Genomic DNA, 21,636 nt, shown 5'->3' on the forward strand with positions numbered 1-21,636 from the left:
AGCAGTCGGGCGTAGGGCAGCAACTCGGCGTGGCGTTCGGCGGTGCCGGCCGGCAGGGGGCCGCCGGTGATGAGGACGGTGGCCGGTCGGTCTTCCGTGCCGCTTGCCGGTGGGACGTCCGTGAGCAGGGCTGCGTACTCGTCGGGTCCGTGTACGGAGGAAATGCCCGAGGAGCGTAGTTGCTTCGCGAACTCGGTTCCGCCTGTGGGGCGTGGTTCTTGGAGGCTGGTCCCGGCGGCGATCGCCCACCAGGCCGCCACCAGGTCCCGTGCGCTGCCGACTTGCGTGCCCGCGCTTATGCCGTGTCGGGCTCGGCCTGCACGACGCAGTCGGGCACCGGTTGCCAGCAGCCAGGCCCGGTGGTCTATGAGGTGTCCGGTCACGCTGCCGTCAGGGCTGAATTCCGGTAGCAGGTAGGCGACATCGGCTGCTCCAGACCGGGGCAGTGAACCGTCCGTCCGTAAGGGCGTGATCTTTGCCCATGTCCGTTCGTCGTCCAGTACGGCTGCGGGTAGCGACCAGTGTTCTCTTGTGGCGTTGCTGCACAGCACGAGCATGGCTCCGCTCAGCTCGGTGATCTGCCCGAGGAGTGCTGTGTCGGCATGGTGGGGCACCGGGACGCATACGCCGCCCAGCTTGAGCACGGCGACCTGGGCCACCAGCGCTTGGGCGTGGTCCGAGCAGTGGATGAGCACGGGGTCACCGAGTTGCACTCCGTGGCGCAGGAGTGCTGAGGCCAGGTGGTTGGAGCTGTTTTCCACGGATTGGTAGGTGAGTGTGCGTTGTGCGCTGTTGATGATGGTGTTGTGGGGGTGTTTGGTTGCCATCTGGCTGAACAGGTCGTTCAGGGTGCCCACTTGTGTGGTGCGTCCACTGTGTCCTGATGTGTCGGGCGTGCTTGTTCCGATCGTGTTGGCTGCGCTCATTCGGGCCCCCAGGAGTGATGTGCTCGCTCGGACAGGGGACCGGAATTTGGTGGAACGGTATTCCCTGGTCCGGACACCCCGTTNGGGACCGGAATTTGGTGGAACGGTATTCCCTGGTCCGGACACCCCGTTCAGTTTCGCCCGCCGGTTCTGGGCATCTTCTTAAGACGCTGTGGAGGTGGCGGTTACCAGCCACACGGCGCCTCGCAGGCGGATCCCTTCGGGGTACGTGTACGGCAGGAGTGATGCCCGCACTTGGTTGCGGGCCTGTTGGACGACCGTGTCCGGCAGTCCTTCGAGGTTGAAGCGGACTGGCCCCAGGGAGAAGTAGAAGTCGACGGCCTCGTCGATGTTTCGGCCCCAGACGATGGGCCCCTCGATCGATGTTGCGTGCGCCTCGCTGAATCCTGCGGCTGCCAGGATTGTCTGGGCGCGGGCGGGGTCGGAGAGGGACATCATGCCCCGCTGTGCGGGAGAGGGCTGTTTCATCAGCGTGTTGACGGGTGCGAAGACCTGGGTCGATTCGCCGTCGGGGGAAGGCTGTTGCGGGACGATGAAGGCGAGCCGGCCGCCGGGTCGCAGCGCGCTGCCGATGTTGCTGAACGCGGTGACGGGGTCGGCGAAGAACATGACTCCGCCACGGCTGACCACGGCGTCGTAGTGACGGCGGGGAAAGGTGTGGACCTGCGCGTCGCCCTGCTGGAAGTGTGCGTTGGTGATGCCTTCTTCGGCGGTGGCGGCGCGTGCCCGTTCCACCATGGGGGCGGCGATGTCGATCCCTGTCGTTTCCCCTGAGGTGGCAAGCTTCGCGGCGAGGCGGGTGATTTGGCCGGTGCCGCATCCGATGTCGAGCACGCGGTCGTGTGTGCCGATCGCTGCGGCGCGGAGCAGGTCGTCGTTGAAGCCGCTGTTGAGCCTGTCGAAGGCGTCGGCGTTGTCGGCCCAGTGCTTTCCTTCGTGACCGTTCCAGGCCTCTGCTTGCTGGGTGTTGGCGATCAGTTGCACGGGTGCTCCGCAATTCCGGTTTCGCTGGTGTGGGTCTCCCGTGTCCAACTCGACGCGCGGGGACGGGTAACGGTGCCACCGGAAGGTTGCGGAGCGTGCTGTGTGTGCTGTTGTCGTGCTGGGTGGTCAGACGCCGATCAGCTCGAAGGCGATGGCCGGGGTGCCGGCGAAGCGCTCGCCGAACATGCGCGCTTTTCGTTCCAGGAAGGTGCGTGCGTCGGCCATGGGGTGATCGGGTCCCAGGTGGTTCAGGTAGGTGCGGTGGGCTTCCAGGGCGGCGATTCCCTGGTCGAGGACGTCTGAGACGTCGACGGCGTGGTCGGCCAGCGGTGAGCCGCCGACGGCTACGTACCGGACGCCCTTCCACGGGTCCAGCCCTTGCTGGGCCAGTTCGGGGAATGTCCAGCGGTTACCGGCGTCGCCTGCAGCGTCCATGAGTGCCAGACCTGTGTTGCGGTGGTCGGGCGAGTTCCAGTCGCCGCTGCGCCAGCGTTCGTGGAAGTTGAGCGTGACGAGGATGTCCGGGCGGTGCCGGCGGATGGCTGCGGTGATGTCCCGTCGCAGGGGCAGTCCGTACTCGATGGCGCCGTCACGGTGGCCGTCGAGGAACTCGACTTCCTTCACGCCCACGAGGGCTGCGGCCTGGTGCTCTTCCTGTTCTCGGACGCGGGCTGCTTCCTGTGGGTCCATGGAGTCCATGCCGGCTTCGCCGCGGGTCACCATCAGGTAGGTCACGTCGCGTCCTGCGGCGGTCCAGGCAGCGATGGCGCATGCGGGGCCGTATTCCAGGTCGTCGGGGTGGGCGACCACGGCCAGTGCTCGCTGCCAGTCGTCGGGCATGGGGGCGTACGGTGCGGGCATGGGCGTCAGCCGTTTTCGGTGGCGGTGCGGGCCGGTGTGTAGTCGGCGTGGTCGATGCCGCGTTCCCAGGCGGCGTGGAATGCTTCGGTGCACATGCTGGCCACGTCGGCGTTGTCGGTGAGTTCGTGCGGACCCCATGAGCCGTCGCCTGCGAAGTGTGTGAAGCGGACGAGTTTGCCGTCGAACACCCAGAAGTCGTTGCCCGGGAGCAGCAGGTCGGAGGCCTGGCGGCGGGGCAGCCAGCGCACTTGTTCGCCGGCCGGGACGTTGACGATGGTCGTCGTCTCCCATTCGTACTGGATGAAGTCGGTGACCGGTTCCGACACGATGCGCAGTCGCCGCCAGTCGACGCCGCGGGCGACGGTTTCCTGGACGAGTTCGACCCAGTCGAGGTGCCGGTCGTATTCGATCGGTTTTCCGTCCAGCCAGTCCACGAAGACGGCGCCTTGTGGGGTGTACATGTCGCGCATTTCGAGGTGGATCGCCGAGTGCTTCGCCTGGGAGATCAGTTCTTTGAATGCGGGCAGATTGCTTGACATTGTGTGCTCCTCGGGTCGAGCCGAATTTCGTCGGCCGGGGCTGGGGTCATTTTCGTGGTGTCGTGGCGGGTGTTGCGCCTTGCAGATTGCTCTCTTCCGTGGCTGGGATGCGGGTGCGTGCGGCCCAGCGCACGGCGGGTCCGGCGACGGCCAGGGACACCGTGAAGAGGGCGGCGAGGGACAGCCAACCTGCGAGGCCGAAGCGGTCGGGGAGGGTCGTCACGAGTGCGGGGCCTGCGATGACCGCCAGGGCGTCGCCGGTGGCGAACACTCCGCCGTATTGGCCTTGGGCGTTGTCGGGTGCCAGCTCGTACCGCAGGCCCCAGCGGGCGGCTTCGCCCCAGATTTCGCCGAAGGTGAAGAAGACGGTGGCGATGACGAGTACGGAGGCGGCGGCCCATCCCGGGAGGCCGGCGGAGCAGCCTGCCACGATGCAGGCGACCGCGAGTACCAGGAAGGTCCAGCGTTGCAGGCGGCTGGCTCCGGGGACGGTGTCGGCGCCGCGGGCGACGTACACCTGGAGGAAGACCACCATGAGTGTGTTGACGAGCATCAGCCATGCGGCCAGCGCTCGTGGTGCTTCGGTGTGGGTCACCAGCCACAGTGGCAGGCCGAGTGCGAGTGCTGTCGGGCCGATTCTGGCCAGGCCTGAGACTTGGGCGACGGTGATGTACGGGAGGTCCCGTACTGCGGACGGGCTGCGCTTCGGGCGTGGTTGTCGGGGTTGTCGGGGTACGTGGGGCAGTCGCATGTACAGCGTGGCGACCAGGGCCATGGCGGCCGCGTTGCCCCAGAACAGGGAGAGGTAGAGGTCCGGTGAGTCGACGGCGATGACCAGGCCTGCCGCCAGTGAGGCGATGGCGAATCCTCCGTTGAACACGGATCGCATGTAGGCGGAGAGTTTCACTCTGCCTTCGCGGCCCATGACGCCTGACACGAGTGCTCCGCGCGCCACGTGGCCGCCTTGTTCGGCTGCGCCGAGCAGGGCGGCTATGACCAGGTAGGTGGTGAAGGACTGGACGAAGACCGCTGAGATCAGCATGGCGGCTTTGCACAGTGCGAGTGCTGCGGTCATGCCGCGTGGTCCGAAGCGGTCGGCGAGGTAGCCGATGGGGACGCCCAGCAGGAGGGCTATGACTCCGGCTGCCGAGAGGCCGATGCCGACTTGTCCGGGGGTCAGGTTCACCACGCGGACGAAGTAGACGGCGCCGCCTGTCATGTAGAGGCCGTTGCCGAGGCTCGCCACTGCCGTGCACAGCACGAGGAGGCGTCCCGGGCCGGGTTCCGGCAGGAGTTTGGAGAGGAGGGGTGTCCGGTTCGCTGTGTTTCGCTGCTCGGCATCGGTCATGTGCGAGCTCCTGCTTCTCCGGATGATTGACGTGTTGTCGGGGCGCGGGCATGATCGAAAATTCTCTGCCCTTTGCGTCGGGAGGAATTGCCGTGCAGCATGCGTTCGCCCCCATCGGTACTGTTCGCGGATCGCGGCAGGAGTCCGTTCAGGACAATTGGGGGGACACGGAATGCCGGATCGAACTCGACCCGGCGGAATTGGATGCGGACGCGACGCTCGGGCTGTCGGACTACTCGCATGTCGAGGTGGTCTTCGCTTTTGACCGAACCGATCGGAGCTGCCGGGGTGCGCAGCATCCGCGGGGAAATCCTTCGTGGCCGCGGGTGGGAATTCTCGCGCAGCGTGCGCCGAACCGGCCCAACCACATCGGTGTGACCGTGTGTGCCTTGGTGGCGGTCGACGGGCGGACGCTCACGGTGCGTGGGCTCGATGCCCTCGACGGAAGTCCGGTGCTCGACATCAAGCCGTATCTCCCCGAATTCGCTCCGCGCGGGGAGGTACGTGTGCCGCAGTGGTCGGTTGAGTTGATGCGTCACTATTTCTGAGCCACCATGTCGGCGCGTCCGGCCGCGATCAGTGTGTTGATCTCGTCCGTCGAGAGGTGCTCTGCGGCGAGCAGCACGACTGGGAGGGTCTGCTGGGTGGCGGTGAGCCGACCGGCCCTACGGGTGCGGGAGATGCGGCCTGTTCCGGGCTGTGCGGGTACGGCGAGGAAGTCGAAGCCCCGGGCTGCGGCGTCGGCCGCGTCGGTGTCCTCAGGCTCGGCTGCGGGCTCGTCCGGGTTCGGATCTTGTGGCAGGAGCAGTCCCACCGCACGTGCTCCGGCGGCGCGCAGTGCGTCCGGGTCGGCGGTGTTGTCGGCGACCGGGCAATGGATGATGCCGTGCGTGGTGCGCAGGGCCAGTTCGTGGGGGCGCAGTCTCGGCCCGTTGGTCTGCGCGATTCTGTCCGTCAGGGTCAGTGTGCCCAGGGCGAGTGGTACGTCGTGGGGTTCGGCTGTGGTCGGACCGCCTGCGAGTCGGGAAACCGTGTCCGCGACGAACTGCGGGTCGCGTTCGCGCAGTCGCTCGAAGGTGTTCAGTGTTCTGCGGCTGCGCAGGGCGAAGACCGTGCGGTGGCCGTCCGTGCGGTTGGCGCGGCAGAGTGTTTCGAACCACTCGGCGCTCTCTGCTGCCTCCGCCTGGGCGGCCTCGATCACTGGTTGCCGGGTTCGTGCGTACGTGTCGAACGCCTCGGGCACGGTTGCCGCTTCCGCGAGCGCTCCGGCGAGGCACAGTGCGTCGTCGATGGCGAGTGAGGTACCGGATCCGGTGGAGAAGTGCACGGTGTGCGCCGCGTCCCCGATCAGTACGGATCGCCCGTGGTGCCAGCGCTCGTTGACGATGGTGCGGAAGGGCTGCCATCCGGCGGTCTGGGCGTGCAGTGGGGTGCCGCGCAGGGTGTCGGTGAAGATCTCGGCGAGGGCTTTCTCGATCTCCGGGAGCGGTCGGTGGTCGAGGTCGTGGGTGGCCAGGACCGTGGGGTCCGCCTCGATGATGAAGGTGCTCTCGTCGGCGGCGTGAGGGTAGGAGTGCACGGTCAGCAGCCCTGGGTGGAGGTCCTTGAGTACGAAGGACGGTTCCAGCGCGATGGGTGTGGAGGCCCACAGGTATCTGCTTCGCCCGGCGGTGACACGGGTGCCGAACTCCTTGTGCCGGGAGCGCCGCAGTCGGCTGTTCGCCCCGTCGGCGAGGACGACCACGTCCGGTGCGTGTGGCCCGTCGGGCAGTTCGGTGACGGTCTGTCGCAGTGCGCGCACCCCGGGGGTGCTTTCTGCGAGTCGGCGTACGTGTGCGTGGAAGACGCGCCGTTGCAGGCCCACCGTGCCGTAGGCCCCGGACCAGATGTGTTCGTCGCCGCAGAGGGTGAGGGTGCGGTCCCACCGGCCGGCGGCCGTGTCCGGTACGGCGAAGGCGGTCGGGAAGGTGCGGCGCACCTGCTCCATGAAGTCCGTGGACATGACGATGCCGGCGCCCGGTCCTCGGCTGTCCTGGTCGTAGAGGTCGATGGTGATGTCCGGGCGCAGGCGGGCGAGTTCCAGGGTGAAGAACGCTCCTGCGGCTCCTGCCCCGACGACCGCGACCCGGTGGGGCGGTCGTCGGGTCATCGCGGTGTGCCGTCCCAGTGGAACCGTTCGCCGCGTGCCAGTGCCGCGCCCCGTGATGCGGCCATCATTTCGCCGCTGGCCACCTTCATGATCGTCATGAATTCGCCGAACTCGGGCTGTGCGGCGTCGAGGTCGTCTCCGGCCCGTCCCATCAGTTCCAGCCAGCGCAGGCGTTGCTCGCGGGTGATGAGGAAGTGGCAGTGGGCCTGGTGCAGGCCCGGTTCCCATGCCGCTGTCAGGTCGTTGTCGCCGTACATGCGGATGTAGTGGTCGGCGAGCCGTTGGGCGTGCTTCGTCCAGTCGGTCACGGCGAACAGCGGCCGCAGCACGTCGTCTTGGGCGACGAGTTCGTAGAACCGGTTGGTCAGGGCCGTGAAGAAGGGGGCGCCGCCGATCGCGGTGTAGAAGTCCTGGACCTTTTGGTCGACCTGTTCCGGGGTCATGCGGTCGCCGGTTTGGAGTCCTTTGTCGGCGACGAGCAGTATTTTGCCGTCGTGTTGCGGTGTCGGTTGTGGCGGCACGGACGTTTCTTCCTCTTCAGTCGAGCAGCAGTGCTGCTGCGGACAGCGGGCTGACGGTGCATCCGCGGAGCTTCTTCGCCTGGAGTGTGCCGAGGCCGTAGGCCATCGAGGTGATTCCGAGCCGGGGGGCGAGTTCGGCGGGCCGGTAGAACATGGTGGCGAAGTAGGTGAATGCGGCGTCCGGGTGGTCGTAGTCGGTGCCGCTCATCAGGATCGTCCACTGGGTTCCGTCGCGGACGAGAAGGCTGAAGGAGAGGAGGGCACCGTTTTGGCGTGCTTCCACGACCGTGACGTTCTCGGGGCCGAAGTGCTCGCGCAGGTGTCGCAGGGAGCCCGCTTCGCGTTGTGCGTCCGGGGTGCCGCCGTATTTGGTGACGATCTGTGCGCGCAGCCGGACCAGTTCGGGCTCGTCCTCGCGGACGCCGCGCTCGCTGATCTCGATTCCGCGCTGGGCGATGTCGCGCAGTTCTCGGCGTACGGCGAAGCGTCGTTTGCGTGGCAGGCCGGCGACGTAGCCTTCGAAGTCCTGCCAGGTGACGTCCATGTCGCAGCGGTCGACCATCGGTACGACGTCGAATCCGCGCTGGCGCAGTGCGTCGAGGAACTCGGGGAAGTCGGGCCTGAGGAAGAGGCCCGCGATGCTGCGCATGCCGTTGTCCCGGCACCAGCGGACCAGCGCGTCGACGTAGGTGAGTACGGCGGCGGGGTCATGGGCGTCCGGGCCGACGGGGGCCGTCTCGTAGTTGGGGAACATCAGCAGGCAGCAGGGGTAGACCGTGTCGGCGGAGAGCCCTTTCCAGGGGTGGGGGCCGTGTTCGGCCACGCCGTCTTCGGCGGATCCGCCGGAGAGGACCCGGAGCGGGTCGAAGCGCACGTGGCCGGTCGGTTCGTCGACGGGGCCGCCGACGAGGGCGACGGACGGCCCGGCGTCGCCGGTGAGTTCCAGGGTGCGCGCGCCGCCCGGGATGCGTCCTTCGGCGAGGGTGATCCAGCGTCGGCTGAGCGTCACCGGGGCGCCGGGGCCCAGGTAGGCGGCGTCCCAGTCGTCCGCCACACCGGTTCGTACGCCGAATCGGTTCTCGGGGGGCTGCACGGGGGCGGCAGCCGGTGGAACGTCCATCTGCGTCATGGGAGTGAATTCCTCACGGTTGTCGCTCGGCCTCCCGGTGTCCGGTGCAGGGCGCGGGGGTGCCGGGCCCTGCACCGGTCCGGAGCGGTCAGTCGCGCGGGGCGAGGTCAGACCTTCGGCCTGCGAGGTCGGATCTCGGCCGCGCGAGGTCAGGCGGTGGCCCGGTCCCAGACCTCGTGCTGCTCACCGGCCTCGTGGGCGTCCCAGACCTGGGTGATGTCCCAGACGGTGAGCGTGTCCCACACCTGGAGTTCGTCCCAGACGGTGAGTGCGTCCCACACCTGGAGTTCGTCCCAGACCGTGAGTGTGTCCCACACCTGAAGCTGTTCTCGAACCGGATGTGCTGGTACGTGCATGTCGTGTTCCTTCCGAAGAGTGCGACGGTCCGCTCACTCCAGGAGTCACCACCTCAGCCGTGGGCACCGCACGAGGGGCGAAAGCCGCTCGCAAGGAGAGGGGCCCTCCTGGCCGTGGTCGGCGGGGGCTTCGTCTTCCGCCCCCGGTCCGGTGAGTGTTGCAGAGCGGTTCGCCGCTCGTCTTCTCCCAGGTTGCTGAGCCTTCGCGCTGCTGTCCGACAACCGTACGATCCGGGAATACCGCAGGTCAGGGGCGTGGTGACGGTTCGTCTGGGCGTCAGGGGCGGGCCGCTTCGAAGGCGAGGACGACGTTGTGGCCGCCGAAGGCGAACGACGAGGACAGTGCGGTCGTCAGCGGCAGGGCGCGCGGTTGCGGGCCCACCACGTCGAGGCCGCAGTCCGGGTCCACCGCGTTGAGGTTGACGGTCGGTGGGACGTGTCCGTGCAGCAGCGCCTGGACGCACACCACCGCTTCCACCGCGCCGGCGGCGCCGAGGCTGTGGCCCGTCATCGACTTCGTCGCGGAGACGGGTGTGTGTGCGGCGTGGCTGCCGAGGGCCGAGCGGAGTGCCTTCGCCTCGGCGGCGTCGTTGTATCGCGTTCCTGTGCCGTGCGCGTTGATGTAGTCGACGTCGGCGGCGGACCATCCGGCGGAGCGCAGGGCCGCGCGGACCGCACGGGCGGCGCCGGCGCCTTCGGGGTGCGGGCTGGTGACGTGGTGGGCGTCGGAGGAACGTCCGTAGCCGCTGAGTGTGGCGAGCACGGTGGCGCCGCGGGCCCGCGCGTGCTCCTGCGATTCCAGGACCAGCACTGCGGCGGCCTCGGCGAGGACGAAGCCGGCCCGGTCGGCGGAGAAGGGGCGACTGGCGTGCCGGGGTTCCTCGTTGAGGGTGCACAGCGCCCCGGTCCTGGCGAAGCCGCCGACGAGCAGCGGGGTGACGGGGGCCTCGGCGCCGCCGGCCAGGACGACGTCGGCCTCGCCGCCGACGATCATCTGGTGGGCCGTCACCAGGGCTTCGGCGCCGGAGGCGCAGGCCGAGACGACGGAGGTGCTGGGGCCGGTGATGTGGAAGGTGAGGGCGATGTGGGAGGCGGAGCCGTTGGCCATCGACATGACGACGGACCGTGCCCCGATCCGGGTGGGGCCGGAGGTCTCCAGCAGGCGGGCGTTCCTCTCCCAGCTGGCTGCGCCGCCGGCTCCCGTTCCCAGTACCACGCCGACGCGGTCCCGGTCCTCGTCCGCCAGGTCCAGTGCGGCGTCGTCGAGGGCGAGGCGGGCTGCGGCGAGCGCGAGGTGGGTGCACCGGTCGGTGGTCCGTTCCTCCCGTCGTCCGGGGGCCAGTTCTGCGGGGAGGTCGACCTCCCCCGCGATGCGCACGGGGAGTCCGGTGGGGTCGAAGCGCGTGATCGGCCGGATTCCGCTGACGCCTTTGAGTTGTGCCTGCCAGAAGTCGTGTCCGCCGATGCCGATGGGGGTGACGGGTCCCAGTCCGGTGACGACCACCGTGCGGGCGGTCATTCCGTTTCCCCGGCTCCGTGCTCGACGAGGTAGGTGATGACGTCGCCGATGGTGTTCATCGCGTGGGCGGTGTCGTCCTCGACGGGGGAGCCGGTCTCGGCCTCCATGATCGTGAGTAGTTCCACCATGTCGAGGGAGTCGAGGCCGAGGTCGTTCGTGAACCGGGCCTCGGGGACGATCTCTTCGGGGAGCAGGCCGAGTTTGTCCTCCAGCATGGCCGCCACCCGTACGAGTATCGCGTCGGCCGACGTGGTTCCTGTGGTCACAGTGATCATCCTTCGTGGGGGGTCGGGTGCCTTCGCGTGCCGATTCCGACGGCGTCCGCGTGGAGGGCGAATTCGTGGCAGACCTCGCCGACCGCGGCGACGAACCTGTCCGCCTGTCCGGTGGTCAGCGAGAGGGGTGGCTGGATGCGCAGCACCCGGTTGTGGTTGGCGGTGAGGAAGGTGAGTATCCGGTGGTCCCGGGCGAGGCGGGCGGCGAAGCGCAGGCACAGCAGGTCGCCGAGTGAGGTTTCCAGTGCGGTGGCCGCTGAGCGGAACGCGGTACGGAGGTCGTCGGGCAGCCAGTCGACGAGGGTGTGCAGGTCGCCGGGGAGCCGGGTGAGGAGTTCGTCCGTCATGGCTGCGGAGGCGCCGGAGAAGTCGCCGTCGAATTCGATGGCGTTCATCAGGCCGATGCCGCGCACGTCACGGATGAAGGCGTACGGTTCGCACACCGCGCGCAGTGACGTCCGCAGGTGGGCGCCTGTGTCGCGGGCCCGTTCGGGCAGCTTCTCCGCCTGGAGGACGTCGAGTGTGGCGAGTGCCGCGGTCGCTGCGAAGTTTCCGCCGCCGAAGGTGGACGAGTGCAGGAGGGCGCGGTCGCTGCTGCCGTAGGCGGCGTCCCACAGTTCGGCGCGGACCAGGGTGGCGGCGACGGGCACCAGACCGCCGGAGAGCGATTTGGCCAGGCACAGCACGTCGGGCCGCAGGCCGTCGTGGTCGGCCGCGAACATGGCGCCGGTCCGCCCGAGGCCCGTCTGGATCTCGTCGAGGACGAAGACGGCTCCGGCCCGGGCGCACAGGCGTTGGGCCTCGCGCAGGTAGCCGGGCGGCGGCAGGACGACTCCGCCTTCGCCCTGTACCGGTTCGACGATGAAGGCGGCTGCCCCGTCGAGGGCGGCGGCGAGGGCTGCGGTGTCTCCGTAGGGCACTGCCACGACATCGGGCACCAGGGGTCCGAAGGGGGTGCGGTGCGTGTCGCGTCCGGTGACGGACAGGGCTCCCAGTGTCTTGCCGTGGTAGCTGTTGTCGGCGTGCACCAGGCGGGTGCGGCCGGTGGCTGCACGGGCGACCTTGAGTGCGGCCTCGACCGCTTCCGTACCGGAGTTGCTGAAGAAGACGCGCTCCAGGCCGCCGGGGGAGATCGCGCTGAGCCGTTCGGCCAGTTCGGCCGTCTGGACCGGCAGGGAGATGTACTGGGCGAAGGTGGGTGCGCCCAGGTCCAGGAAGTCGCGGAGGCGGGCGACGACGTCGGGGTGGTTGTGCCCGAGGCCGAGGGCCCCGTACCCGGCGACGAGATCCAGGTATTCGGTGCCGTCGGCGGTGGTGAGCACGCATCCTTGGGCGCGGGTGAACACCCGGTCCATGCCGTGGGCCGCGAACAGTTTCGCCATCGGTGGGTTGATGTGCTCGCGGAAGCGGCGCCGGGTGTCGGCGGTGGTGTCCTGCGGCGGTGTCGCGCGGTGTGCGGGACGGTGGTGGACGCCCAGCCGGGAGAGGTCGTCCTCGGGCAGGGTGCGGCCGAAGGAGGCGAGCGGTGTGGTGCGGAAGCCGTGGCGGGCGGCGAGCGTGCCGATCCGCCGGACTGCGTCCACGTCGAGGTCGCGGCCCAGGGACCAGCTCTCGGTGGTGCCCTCCAGGGCGAGCACGATGGTCTCGGCCAGGCAGCCGTTGAGCTGCTGGGTCGGTGCGGGCAGGTCGCCGTCGCCGAACACGACCCCGTCGACGGCGCTGACGAGGCCGCCGTCGACGACGGCCACGTCGCGGCGGAGCGGTGCTGACGGTGCGTCCTTCGGCAGGGCGACGTCCACGACCACCGAGCCGGGGTGCAGGCGGGCGGTGTCGATCACGCCTCCGGACGAGGATGCGGCGACGTACAGCCGGGGGCTCGCGTAGCACTGTGTGATGTCCTGGCACAGGGTGACCCGCTCGTGGTGGTCCGGCTCCAGGTGGGCGAGCAGGGCGGCGGCGGAGCGGCGGCTGGGGCGGGTGACCAGTTCCAGCCGGAAGCCGTCGGCCAGCAGCAGTCGGCTGACGGCGAGTGCGATCGAGCCGGGGTGGCCGACGACCACGACGGGGGTGTCCTCGACGGGCAGGGCGATGAGGCGTGCGACGGTGCGCAGTTGTTCGTGGGCCGCATAGGCGGTCAGGGAGTTGCCGCTGGTCACGGGGATGTCGACCTGTTGCGCGGTCCATATTCCGCGGTCGCCGACGATCGAGGTGGCGCCGCCCAGCCCGACGATGTCCGCGCCGGCCTCCCGCAGTGCCCGCACTTCGGCGACCACCGCTTCCCGTGCGGCGGTCGGGCGGCGCAGGAGCTGATCCGCGGTGTGGGCGAGGCTGCGGATCTCGCCCCGGCAGCGGCTGCCCGTGAGGGAGGTGACGGAACTGGGCATCGGCAGCGGGACGGAGAGGCGGGTGCCGGGGGCCCGTACGGTGGCGCGATGGTCGTCGAGGAGGCGGCCGAGGAGGTCGAGGCCCCGTATCTGGTTGCGGTGGGCCGGACTGACGGCGTGGGCCAGGAAGCCGAACTTCACCGGAGCTCTCTTTCCGTGGTAACGGGGCGCGGGTCAGCGTGCGGTGCGGGTGCGGGCCGGTGCGACGGGCCGGCCGGCCATGTCGAAGGTGAGCTCGGGGAGCCGGTCGCGCTGCCAGCCGAGGGAGGTCAGCAGGCTCAGCCCGTCGCCCTCGTTGTTGTGTGCCATCGGTACGGAGTAGAGGTCGACGGTGGAGGGCCTGCGCAGCCGGTTCACGAGATCGCCCGTGTCCACGTCGAGGAGGTGGCGGTGGCTGACGGTCAGCTCTCCGTAGGAGCGCTCCCACTCCGCGTCCAGCAGGTGCAGGACCTGTGTCTGGCGGCTCGCGCCGGTCGCCTGCCGGCCCTCCCGGTAGGTGCGGATCACCGAGTGCCCGCCGTCGATGAGCCGGAAGACGCTCAGGTTGCCCGGGATCCGGTGGCCGTTGACCGTCACCTCCTGCACCAGCGTCGGCAGGATGTCGGGGACCAGGGCGGCGGCTCCGTCCCCGACGAAGGCGAGGACATTGTCGTCCCTGGTGAGAGCCACTGCGGGCACCGCCTGGAGGGCGTCTCCCATCAGGGCGCGGCCGTACCAGCCGGAGAATCCCGGCCCGGTGCGCGGCAGGTTGCGGACGGCGGAGAGTCCGCCTCGGCCGACGTCGAAGATGCCGGTGTACGTGTACCCGTGGGTGGTGACGAGCTCGTCGAGGACGGCACCGAGGCGGTGGTAGAAGTAGGTGGGGCTCATCGGTGTCAGCGGCAGGGTGTGCACGACGTCGGACACGCTGTCGGCGCTCTGGGCGAGGGCCTGTCGCCGTCGTGCCAGCAGTGGTTGTTTGACGTCGAGGCGTCGGTGCACCTCGCGCAGGAACTCCAGGGCGTCGCAGCACAGGCGGTGGTCGGCGAAGGGCGCGAGGTGCTGTGCTTCCCGGCTGATCTGCACGATGTTCAGGCTGCGGGCCAACGCCCTGGGCGAGAAGGGCGTCGCGGCCTGCGTGATTCTGCTCTTGAGGAAGAACAGGCACTGTTCTTCGCGTGGGCGGAGCCGGCCGGCCCGGTGCAGGAAGTCGTGGACGCGGTCGGAGTAGCCGTACATGCCGAGGGTGCCGAGGTATTCCGGTACGAGGTGTCCGTCGCGGTAGCGGGCGACGGTTCCCGGGCGGGTGAGCGAGTCGGCGAGGGCGATGCCGGCGCGGGCGGCGATGTCGTGGACGAGGCCGCGTTCCTCGGTGCCGAGGCTGCCGCACTGCCACAGGATGCGGTCGGGGCCGTTGTTGACGAGGTCCATGACGGGCCCCATCGTGTCCTCGCGCACGGTGAGCCGGGGCCGGGGTGCGGTGTGGCGGCCCGCCCCTCGGGCGGGCACCACGGCGAAGTGTGCGGGGCGCGCCCCGGCCGGGGTGCGGGCGGGGGGTGCCGTGAGCGTGCGCAGGATCTCGGGTGTGGCGAGCAGTACGACGGGGCCGAGTGCGGCCTCGTACGCCTCGAATGCCCTGCTGAGGTCCTCCGGCAGTCGGGCGGGATCGTCGAGGTGGAAGAACACAACTCCCTTGGCCCGCAGGACTTCCCTGCTGTCCTCCGCCCCGTGCACGGTGCCCTGGAAGGGGAACCACGTGCCGTCGGCCGAGTCGGCGCAGAGGATGAATCCCTGTGCGCGGGCGTCGCGGAGGTTGGCCAGGGTGCCGCGGAACTCGTCGACCATCCCGCTGGTCACCACGATCAAGAACGGTGCCTCGTCCAGTTGCCAGCGGGCCAGCGCACCGCAGGCCAGGCTGTGTTCGCTGGGGCCGCGCAGCACGGGGTTGCCGCGGCGGGCCGCGTGGTCCTCCAGGTCGCCGATCAGCCCGGCGACGACGGAGCCGGTGTAGTAGTGCAGGCCCCAGCGGTCTCCGGCCCTTGCGTCCAGGAACCGGGCCAGTGCGTCGCCGAGGAGTGTGGCGGTGCCCGGGGCCGGGCTCCGCAGCGCCGCGCCGTGGTAGCCGAGCTGGACGAAGTCGGTGAATCCGCAGACGACGTCGCCCGCGAGCACCCAGGCCCGGTCGGGCAGGTGCCGGTGGGTGAAGGGGTGCGCGAGGAGGGCGGGGCCCAGGGGGGCTTCGTCGTACACGAAGACGGTGTACGGCGTGAACTCCTGGCGTACGTGGGGGCCCAGGGCGGCGCGCAGTGTGTCGAGGCCCGTGGCGAGGACGCCGCCGTCGTCCGGCGGTGCCGTCACGCCGACGGATGCGGCGTCGATGAGGACCAAGGCCAGCACGTCGTCGCCGTCGCGGTGTTCGCCGCCCGTCAGCCGGCGCAGTGCGCCGGCGGCGGCGGCGAAGGAGGCGGCGGTGACCAGCCGGAGTTCGGCGTCGGGCAGGGCCCGGTCGAGGAATCGGCGGGAGCGGGCCACGGCGTGGTGGTAGGCGGGGGTGCCCGGTTCGCCGGAAGGGGGGAAGGGGCAGTCGGTGACGAGTTGGCGCCCGGGTGCGGGCTCGTCGTGGGCGCTGCTCAGGTCCGCGAGCGCCGTGGCGATCGTCCAGTGGAACGCGGCGCGCCCGCCGACCGCGACCACGAGCAGTCGGGGCCGTTTGTCTTCCGTACCGGCACTGGCCACAGCCACCACTCCCCCGTCGCACGCGCAGGAACTGCCATGTCAGCAGTGTGCGGCGAGTGCGCTGAAGAGGATCTGCATATTGTCTGGAGACCCGTTGCCCTTCGGGACCTGTGCTTCGGCGGTGCGGCCGGAGGCGGTGCGGCCGGAGGCGATGGGCGACCGGGGGCCGGTCAGTGGCCGTTGTCGGTCAGGTGCCGGTACAGGCCTTCGTAGGCCCAGTCCTCCCACTGGTCCTGCGTCCAGTTCCGTTCGGAGACCAGGAGGTGGTAGAGCTCCGGTCCCAGCAGGGCGTAGCAGATGTCGACCGCCCGCTCGTGCGTGAGCCCGTCGGGGAGCGGGCCCTTGTCGGTGAGGGCGTCGACGAACCGGCTCTGGAGGAAGCGCCGTCGGTTCTTGTTGGACTGCCACATGTCCTGTCCGTCGTCCTGGGTGACTGCGGCGTTGCGCAGGACTTCCAGGAGCGGTGCGGCGCTCTCGTTGAGCGTGCGGGTGCGGTGGGCCAGGTGCCGGAGTTGTTGCCGCACGTCCCCTGCGGCGAGCACCTCGTTCGTCCAGTCGTCCGTGTCCCGGCTACCCAGGGCGTCGTCGCAGGGCAGGTAGAGGTTGATCAGGTCCGTGAGCAGGCGCTGCTTGTTGCCGAAGGCGAAGTAGACCGTTTGTGCGGCGACACCGGCTTCCCGGGCGATCGACGCGATGGTGGTGGCCTCGTAGCCGTGTTCGGCGAACAGCGTCATGGCGGCGTCGAGGATGCGCTGACGCGTCAGCTGTGCGCGCGCCCTCCTGGCGTCCGGCACTTTCGGGGTCAGCATCGCACCTCACTTGCTATAGTCAACGTCTAGAGTTGGCATATACTCACATCGACGGACAAGGAGTGCAAGCGTGTCGGTCGAACCGCGTGACGCAGCCCCGTCGGCTCCCGTCGCCTCCGCACCGCGCTCCCTCCTCCCGCTCGTCACCGGCGGCATGGGGCTGTCCATGTTCGTGCTCTATGCGCTCGGTGCGCTGGGGCCCTTCCTCATCGAGGACTTATCGCTGTCGGGCTCGCAGCTGGGGCTGTTGACCGCCGTGACCTTCGGCACGGCCACCGTGCTCTCGCTCTACGCCGGGCAGCTGACCGAACTGCTCGGCGCCCGCAGGGCGTTCACCCTGCTCCTGGTGCTCGTCGCCGCCGGGTTCACCGTGCTCGCCACCGCCGGTTCGTACGGGTTCCTGCTCGTCGGACTCGTCCTGGGCGGCGCCGCGCAGTCGCTCGCCAACCCCTCGACGAACAAGCTGATCGCCACGCACCTACCCATCGAGCGCAAAGCGTTCGCCGTCGGCGTCAAGCAGTCGGGGGTGCCGCTCGCCGCTTTCGTCGCCGGGTTGACGCTGCCCACGCTGGCCGGGGCGTTGTCCTGGAGCACCGCGCTCGCCCTGATGGTGCCGGTGGCGCTGGCGGCGGCGGCCGGGGCCGCGATGCTGCCCCGGGACGACCTGGTCCGGTCGGCGAAGCTCCGACCGGCCCTGCCCGCGGCGCCCAACCTGCCCACCCGGTGGCTGACGGCCGTGTCACTGTGCGTCGGCTGCGGGCTCGCCGCCCTCAACACCTATCTGCCGCTCTACGCGCACCAGCGGCTGTCCCTGGGCGAACGCGGCTCGGGTGCGCTGATCGCGGCCATCGGCGTGTCCGGCATCGCCAGCCGGCTCCTGTGGTCGCGGCTCAGCGACCGGCTCGACGTCACGCGGTCGCTGCTCATCCTGACCGCCGCCGCGGTGGTGTCCGCAGCACTCATCCCCGCCGCCACCGCCGCGAGTTGGCTGGTGTGGGTCGGGGCGGTGGGCCTGGGGTGCTCGGCGGCGGCGGCCAACGCCGTCTCCATGGTGGCGGTGACCAAGGGAAAGGGGTTCGGCACCACGGGCCACGCGTCGGCGATGGTCTCCATGGGGTTCTTCGCGGGGTTCGTGGTGGGTCCGCTGGCCTTCGGCCTGCTGGTCGACGCGACCGACGGGTTCACGGGCGGCTGGGTCCTGGTGACGGCCGTGTTCGCTCTGGCCGGCCTGTGTTCCTGGTTCGGGCGCAGGGCCGTACGGGACAGCATGTAGCGGACCCGCCCCACCGGGACGGGTCCGCCGTATGCCGCCCGCCGGGCGTCAGGACATGAAGTCGTAGTGCAGGTGGCTGTCCTCGGCGGCGTCGGCCCAGGAGCCGTAGCGCCGCATCCCGTACAGCAGGGGAAGCTGCAACTGCAGCTGGGTGATGGCCACTGCCCGTCCCATGACGACCGCGTGGTCCCCGACCGGCTGCACGTCCTTGACCTCACAATCGGCGATCGTGTGCGCCGCCTCGTGCAGGTGCGGGCCGCCGATCGGCCCCACCGTCCGCCAGGCCACCTTCTCGAACCGGTCCTTCGCGCCGGAGGCGAACAGCTCCGCCGTCGGACGGGCCTGGCTGTGCAGCAGGTTGACCGCGAAGCCCCTGCTGCCCTGCACCGCTTCCAGCGTGGGGCTGCCCTGGCGCAGGCAGACGAGCAGGGTCGGCGGGTCGAGCGCGACGCTGCACAGCGAGGTGCAGGTCATCCCCCAGGGGTGGCCGTCCGGCGCCAGCGTCGTGATGACCGCGACTCCGGTGGGGAATCCCGCCATGAGCGGACGGATGTCGGGCTGTACGGGTCCAGTGATCACGGTGTCGGCCTCCTGTGGGGCTCACGCTGACGTGCGTACGGAAGTGGACGTGCGGAGGGAAGAGGCCGAAGCCACGGACCACAGCGGCAGCGCGGCACTGACCTCGTCGACCAGGTCCGCCGCGAACGCCTCGAAAGCACTGCCGAGGAAGTGGAAGTGCCCTCCGTCGTAGGTACGTTCGGTGAACGGCCCCCGGGTCTGGCGGGCCCAGGCCGCCATCGACGCGATCGGGGCCCAGGAGTCGTGCGTCGCGCCGAAGGCGGTCAGCGACGCGGCCAGCGGCGGACGGTGCGCGTCGGGGCGGTAGTCCGCGACGGCCCTCAGGTCGCAGCGGACGAGCCGCAGGAAGCGGTCGCGGAACTCCGGTACCGCATCGAGCCGTTCGGGCATGCCGCCCATCTCCCGCAGCCGGGCGATCAGCTCGGCGTCCGGTCCTGCGTGGTCCGGGAGCCGTGTCAGCACCTCGTGCCCGGGCGCCCCGCGCCCCGAGACACCGACCCAGAAGGGCCCGTCGCCCCGGGCCTCCAGTGCCCTCGCCGTCTCGAAGGCGACGACGGCACCGAAGCTGTGCCCGAAGAAAGCCAGCGGCGTCCCGTCCGCCAGGGGCCGCACGTCGTCGGTCGCGGCGGCCACCACCTCGCGCATGTCCGCGAGGGCGGGCTGTGCATGGCGCTTGCCCCGTCCCGGCAGATCGAGCAGCAGCACGTCCCAGTCGGCGGGCAGGTACCGGGACAGCGGGAAGTAGGAGGCCGCCGATCCGCCGGCGTGGTGGAAGGCCACGAGCCGCACGGCGGGACGGGTGAGGTCTCGGGGGCGTACGAAGTGGCTCATGCGCCGTGCTCCTCACCCGGTGCGCCGGCCTGTCGGGCGATGTCCTCGGCCAGCTTGGCGAAGAGCTCTCCGAGCGGCATGTCCAGCGGCAGCTCCTCCGCGGTGAGCCCCAGGCGGTAGCTCTCCTCGACTTTTGTGATGAAGAGGACCGAGAGGAAGGAGTCGCCGCCGGCGTCGAGGAAGGACGCCTCCAGGTCCGGTTGTTCGGAAGCGTGCAGCGTCTCGACGAACTCGGCCATGAGGTACGCCCGGACCGCGTCCCGGTCCCCGGGCTCGGGTGCCCGCGACGCCCGCCGGACCGGTTCCTCACCGGCCTCCGTGCCGGTGCGCGGCTCCTCGATCCAGAAGCGCTTGCGCTGGAAGGGGTAGGTCGGCAGGTCGCCGAGCGACCTGGCGCCGGGCGCCGCCAGCTCCCCGAAGGAGAGATCCGCACCGGCCGCGAACAACGCGCCGACGGCGGCGAGGAAGGTCTGCGCGGCACTCCCCGGGGCGGCCCCGATCAGCGGCACAGTGGTCGTACCCGCGGCGGTCGTCCACTCCAGCACCGCCGGGTCCTTCGCGTCGGCGTCCCGCTCGGTACGGATCCGGACGCCGAGCCGGCCGACGAGGTGGGCCACCGTCTCGCCCGGACCCCGCGTTCCGCCGGCAGGCCCGACAACTGCGGCCGGGAAGGCGGCCCCCAGTTCGTCGAGGGCTTCGGCCAGCCGCGTGTCGGCCGCCGAGAGCCGTACGACGGCCGTACGGACCGCCGCCTCGCGCGGGACGGTGGTGCTGCGTTGGTTCAGCGCCGCCTCCAGTCCTTCCGCGAGGGTGTCGACGGTGGTCCCGGTGACGGCGATCCGATGCGCGAACGCCGCCCGCCCGGTGCGCAGGGTGTGGCACAGGGAGGGGAGCCGGGTCTCGTCCATCCGCTTGAGGTACCGGCCCGTCGCTCCGACGAGTTCGGCGAGCGCCACCGGGTCCTTGGCCGACAGCGTCAGCAGCTCGGGGCGGGCGTCGGCGGCCGGGGCGGGGGCGCCGTCCGGTTCGTAGGCCTCCAGGACGACATGGGCGTTGGTGCCGCTCATGCCGAAGGAGTTGACCCCGGCGACCTTGCGGGGCAGCGGCCAGGGCTGCGGGCGGCGCGGCACGGTGAGCGCCAGCCGGTCCCACGGAATGTGCGGGTTCAGCTCCGCGCCGTCGTCGGGCAGGGCGGCCGGTATCTCGCCGTGCTGGAGCATGAGTACGGTCTTCATGACAGCGGCGATCCCGGAAGCCGCCTCCAGGTGGCCCAGCCGGGCCTTGACGCTGCCGATCGGCAGCGGAATCCCGCGGGCGCGCACCTCCTCCCCCACCACCTCGTCGAGCGCGCCGACCTCGATGGGGTCGCCGAGCGCGGTGCCGGTGCCGTGCGCCTCGACGTACCCCAGCTGCCCGGCCTCGACGCGGGCGTCGGCGAGTGCGGCGCGGAACACCTCCTGCTGGGCGGGGCCGTTGGGGGCGGTGAGACCGGAGGCCGCTCCGTCGTGGTTGACCGCGGATCCCCGTACGACGGCCAGCACGGGGCGGCGTTCCGTCTCGGCGTCGTCCAGGCGCATCAGGACGAGGGCGCCGACCCCCTCGCCCCGCCCGTACCCGTCGGCCGTCGCGAGGAAGGACTTCGACCGGCCGTCGGGAGAGACCGCACGGGTCTGGGAGAGCGAGACCATCAGGCTGGCTGAGAGCAGCAGGTTGGAGCCGCAGACCAGCGCGTAACGGCACTCGCCGTTGCGCAGGGCCCGGACCGCGAGGTGCAGGGCGCTCAGCGACGAGGAGCACGCCGTGTCCACGCTCAGCACCGGTCCGCGGAAGCCCATCACGTGGCTGATGCGGCCGGCTCCGAAGCAGAGCCCTCCGCCGGTCGTGTAGTAGGGGTCGATACGGGTCATGTCGGAGCGGTCCTCCAGGCGCTCCCCGTACTCCGAGGCCATCATGCCCAGGTACACGCCGACGTCGAGCCGGTCGGAGCGGCGCACGGCGATCCCGGCCCGCTCCATGGCCTCCCAGGCGGTCTCCAGCAGCATCCGCTGCTGCGGGTCGAGGAGTTTGGCCTCGCGCTGGGAGATGCCGAAGAAGTCGGCGTCGAAGTGGGCGATGTCGGAGAGGAAGCCCGCCCGGTCGACGTACGAACGGCCGGGCCTGCCCGGGACCGGGTCGTAGACCGCGCGCAGGCCGGGGCGGTCCTCGGGTATCTCCGAGTCGGCCGTCCCCTCCCCGCGCAGGAAGTCCCAGTAGGCGTCGGGGGTGTCGAGCCCGCCGGGCAGCCGCAGGCTCATGCCTGCCACGGCGAGCGGTGCGTGGCGTGCGTCCTCCAGTTCCTGGATACGGGCCCGGAGGCGTCGGGAGTGCTTGAGCTGGTCCTGCATGAGCTGCCGGATCTGCTCGGGTTCCATGGACTG

General features: G+C 70.2%; 19 protein-coding genes. 2 read left to right on the top strand and 17 right to left on the bottom strand.

The annotated features are described in order from the left end of the window. From IE269_RS38640 to IE269_RS38660, 5 genes are all read right to left on the bottom strand, one after another. The coding region (locus tag IE269_RS38640) for a class I adenylate-forming enzyme family protein (RefSeq protein WP_189828009.1) at positions 1-926 on the bottom strand (926 nt) is incomplete at its 3' end. A 162-nt stretch (positions 927-1,088) separates the two neighbouring features. After that, positions 1,089-1,931 carry a class I SAM-dependent methyltransferase gene (locus tag IE269_RS38645; RefSeq protein ID WP_189828010.1) on the bottom strand — a complete coding sequence of 281 codons (843 nt, stop codon included), beginning with the start codon at positions 1,929-1,931 and terminating at the stop codon, positions 1,089-1,091. A 126-nt stretch (positions 1,932-2,057) separates the two neighbouring features. Then, the gene (locus tag IE269_RS38650) at positions 2,058-2,792 is read right to left on the bottom strand and encodes a PIG-L deacetylase family protein (RefSeq protein WP_189828011.1); all 735 of its coding nucleotides are present in this window, start codon (positions 2,790-2,792) and stop codon (positions 2,058-2,060) included. A 5-nt stretch (positions 2,793-2,797) separates the two neighbouring features. Further along, positions 2,798-3,331 (bottom strand): DUF6879 family protein, encoded by a 534-nt coding sequence (locus tag IE269_RS38655; protein WP_189828012.1) that lies wholly within the window; start codon positions 3,329-3,331, stop codon positions 2,798-2,800. 46 nt (positions 3,332-3,377) lie between these two features. Next, entirely contained in the window at positions 3,378-4,679 is a 1,302-nt protein-coding gene (locus tag IE269_RS38660; RefSeq protein WP_189828013.1) for an MFS transporter, read from the bottom strand. Between the two features lie 50 nt (positions 4,680-4,729). Here IE269_RS38660 and IE269_RS38665 point away from each other — a divergent pair, with 50 nt between their 5' ends. Continuing rightward, a complete protein-coding gene (locus IE269_RS38665) occupies positions 4,730-5,227 on the top strand; it encodes an SAM-dependent methyltransferase (protein WP_189828014.1) in 498 nt (165 codons plus the stop codon). Here IE269_RS38665 and IE269_RS38670 read toward each other — a convergent pair. The 9 genes from IE269_RS38670 to IE269_RS38710 form a co-directional block, all read right to left on the bottom strand. After that, positions 5,218-6,828 carry an FAD-dependent monooxygenase gene (locus IE269_RS38670; protein ID WP_189828015.1) on the bottom strand — a complete coding sequence of 537 codons (1,611 nt, stop codon included), beginning with the start codon at positions 6,826-6,828 and terminating at the stop codon, positions 5,218-5,220. The genes IE269_RS38665 and IE269_RS38670 overlap by 10 nt on opposite strands. After that, positions 6,825-7,271 (bottom strand): truncated hemoglobin, encoded by a 447-nt coding sequence (locus IE269_RS38675; RefSeq protein WP_189828016.1) that lies wholly within the window; start codon positions 7,269-7,271, stop codon positions 6,825-6,827. The genes IE269_RS38670 and IE269_RS38675 overlap by 4 nt, the downstream gene beginning before the upstream one ends. A gap of 94 nt (positions 7,272-7,365) precedes the next feature. Next, positions 7,366-8,478: a GNAT family N-acetyltransferase gene (locus IE269_RS38680; RefSeq protein ID WP_189828017.1), complete on the bottom strand. Its 1,113-nt coding sequence runs from the start codon at positions 8,476-8,478 to the stop codon at positions 7,366-7,368. 149 nt (positions 8,479-8,627) lie between these two features. After that, positions 8,628-8,834, bottom strand: coding sequence for a hypothetical protein (locus IE269_RS38685; RefSeq protein ID WP_189828018.1), 207 nt, complete (start codon positions 8,832-8,834; stop codon positions 8,628-8,630). Between the two features lie 277 nt (positions 8,835-9,111). Beyond that, positions 9,112-10,353 (bottom strand): beta-ketoacyl-[acyl-carrier-protein] synthase family protein, encoded by a 1,242-nt coding sequence (locus IE269_RS38690; RefSeq protein WP_189828019.1) that lies wholly within the window; start codon positions 10,351-10,353, stop codon positions 9,112-9,114. After that, positions 10,350-10,619 carry an acyl carrier protein gene (locus IE269_RS38695; protein ID WP_229898561.1) on the bottom strand — a complete coding sequence of 90 codons (270 nt, stop codon included), beginning with the start codon at positions 10,617-10,619 and terminating at the stop codon, positions 10,350-10,352. The genes IE269_RS38690 and IE269_RS38695 overlap by 4 nt, the downstream gene beginning before the upstream one ends. Positions 10,620-10,624: 5 nt before the next feature. Next, entirely contained in the window at positions 10,625-13,153 is a 2,529-nt protein-coding gene (gene pigE / locus IE269_RS38700) for a prodigiosin MAP biosynthesis aminotransferase PigE (protein WP_189828021.1), read from the bottom strand. A 33-nt stretch (positions 13,154-13,186) separates the two neighbouring features. Beyond that, positions 13,187-15,733, bottom strand: a complete 2,547-nt coding sequence (locus IE269_RS38705; protein ID WP_189828022.1) for a hypothetical protein — start codon at positions 15,731-15,733, stop codon at positions 13,187-13,189. A 164-nt stretch (positions 15,734-15,897) separates the two neighbouring features. Continuing rightward, on the bottom strand, positions 15,898-16,536 hold the full coding sequence (locus tag IE269_RS38710) for a TetR/AcrR family transcriptional regulator (protein ID WP_189828023.1): 639 nt from the start codon (positions 16,534-16,536) through the stop codon (positions 15,898-15,900). Positions 16,537-16,606: 70 nt separating this feature from the next. On the opposite strand from IE269_RS38710, the gene IE269_RS38715 reads away from it, so the two are divergent. Next, the gene (locus IE269_RS38715) at positions 16,607-17,809 is read left to right on the top strand and encodes an MFS transporter (protein ID WP_189828024.1); all 1,203 of its coding nucleotides are present in this window, start codon (positions 16,607-16,609) and stop codon (positions 17,807-17,809) included. Between the two features lie 48 nt (positions 17,810-17,857). On the opposite strand, the gene IE269_RS38720 is transcribed toward IE269_RS38715, so the two are convergent. From IE269_RS38720 to IE269_RS38730, 3 genes are read right to left on the bottom strand one after another with little or no spacing between them, the layout of a single operon-like run. After that, the gene (locus IE269_RS38720; RefSeq protein ID WP_229898562.1) at positions 17,858-18,388 is read right to left on the bottom strand and encodes a flavin reductase family protein; all 531 of its coding nucleotides are present in this window, start codon (positions 18,386-18,388) and stop codon (positions 17,858-17,860) included. 21 nt (positions 18,389-18,409) lie between these two features. Beyond that, positions 18,410-19,219, bottom strand: coding sequence for a thioesterase II family protein (locus IE269_RS38725; RefSeq protein WP_189828025.1), 810 nt, complete (start codon positions 19,217-19,219; stop codon positions 18,410-18,412). After that, positions 19,216-21,630 (bottom strand): beta-ketoacyl synthase N-terminal-like domain-containing protein, encoded by a 2,415-nt coding sequence (locus tag IE269_RS38730; RefSeq protein WP_189828026.1) that lies wholly within the window; start codon positions 21,628-21,630, stop codon positions 19,216-19,218. The genes IE269_RS38725 and IE269_RS38730 overlap by 4 nt, the downstream gene beginning before the upstream one ends. Positions 21,631-21,636: the final 6 nt, after the last annotated feature.

The sequence above is a fragment of the Streptomyces spiroverticillatus genome, assembly GCA_014650415.1.
Classification (GTDB): Bacteria; Actinomycetota; Actinomycetes; order Streptomycetales; family Streptomycetaceae; genus Streptomyces; species Streptomyces spiroverticillatus.

Coding starts and splice junctions, on each gene's coding strand:
- IE269_RS38655 (WP_189828012.1), bottom strand. CDS start 3,331: ATGTCAAGCAATCTGCCCGCATTCAAAGAACTGATCTCCCAGGCGAAG.
- IE269_RS38730 (WP_189828026.1), bottom strand. CDS start 21,630: ATGGAACCCGAGCAGATCCGGCAGCTCATGCAGGACCAGCTCAAGCAC.
- IE269_RS38665 (WP_189828014.1), top strand. CDS start 4,730: ATGATCGAAAATTCTCTGCCCTTTGCGTCGGGAGGAATTGCCGTGCAG.
- IE269_RS38725 (WP_189828025.1), bottom strand. CDS start 19,219: ATGAGCCACTTCGTACGCCCCCGAGACCTCACCCGTCCCGCCGTGCGG.
- IE269_RS38690 (WP_189828019.1), bottom strand. CDS start 10,353: ATGACCGCCCGCACGGTGGTCGTCACCGGACTGGGACCCGTCACCCCC.
- IE269_RS38685 (WP_189828018.1), bottom strand. CDS start 8,834: ATGCACGTACCAGCACATCCGGTTCGAGAACAGCTTCAGGTGTGGGAC.
- IE269_RS38660 (WP_189828013.1), bottom strand. CDS start 4,679: ATGACCGATGCCGAGCAGCGAAACACAGCGAACCGGACACCCCTCCTC.
- IE269_RS38675 (WP_189828016.1), bottom strand. CDS start 7,271: ATGACCCCGGAACAGGTCGACCAAAAGGTCCAGGACTTCTACACCGCG.
- IE269_RS38680 (WP_189828017.1), bottom strand. CDS start 8,478: ATGACGCAGATGGACGTTCCACCGGCTGCCGCCCCCGTGCAGCCCCCC.
- IE269_RS38650 (WP_189828011.1), bottom strand. CDS start 2,792: ATGCCCGCACCGTACGCCCCCATGCCCGACGACTGGCAGCGAGCACTG.
- IE269_RS38670 (WP_189828015.1), bottom strand. CDS start 6,828: ATGACCCGACGACCGCCCCACCGGGTCGCGGTCGTCGGGGCAGGAGCC.
- IE269_RS38710 (WP_189828023.1), bottom strand. CDS start 16,536: ATGCTGACCCCGAAAGTGCCGGACGCCAGGAGGGCGCGCGCACAGCTG.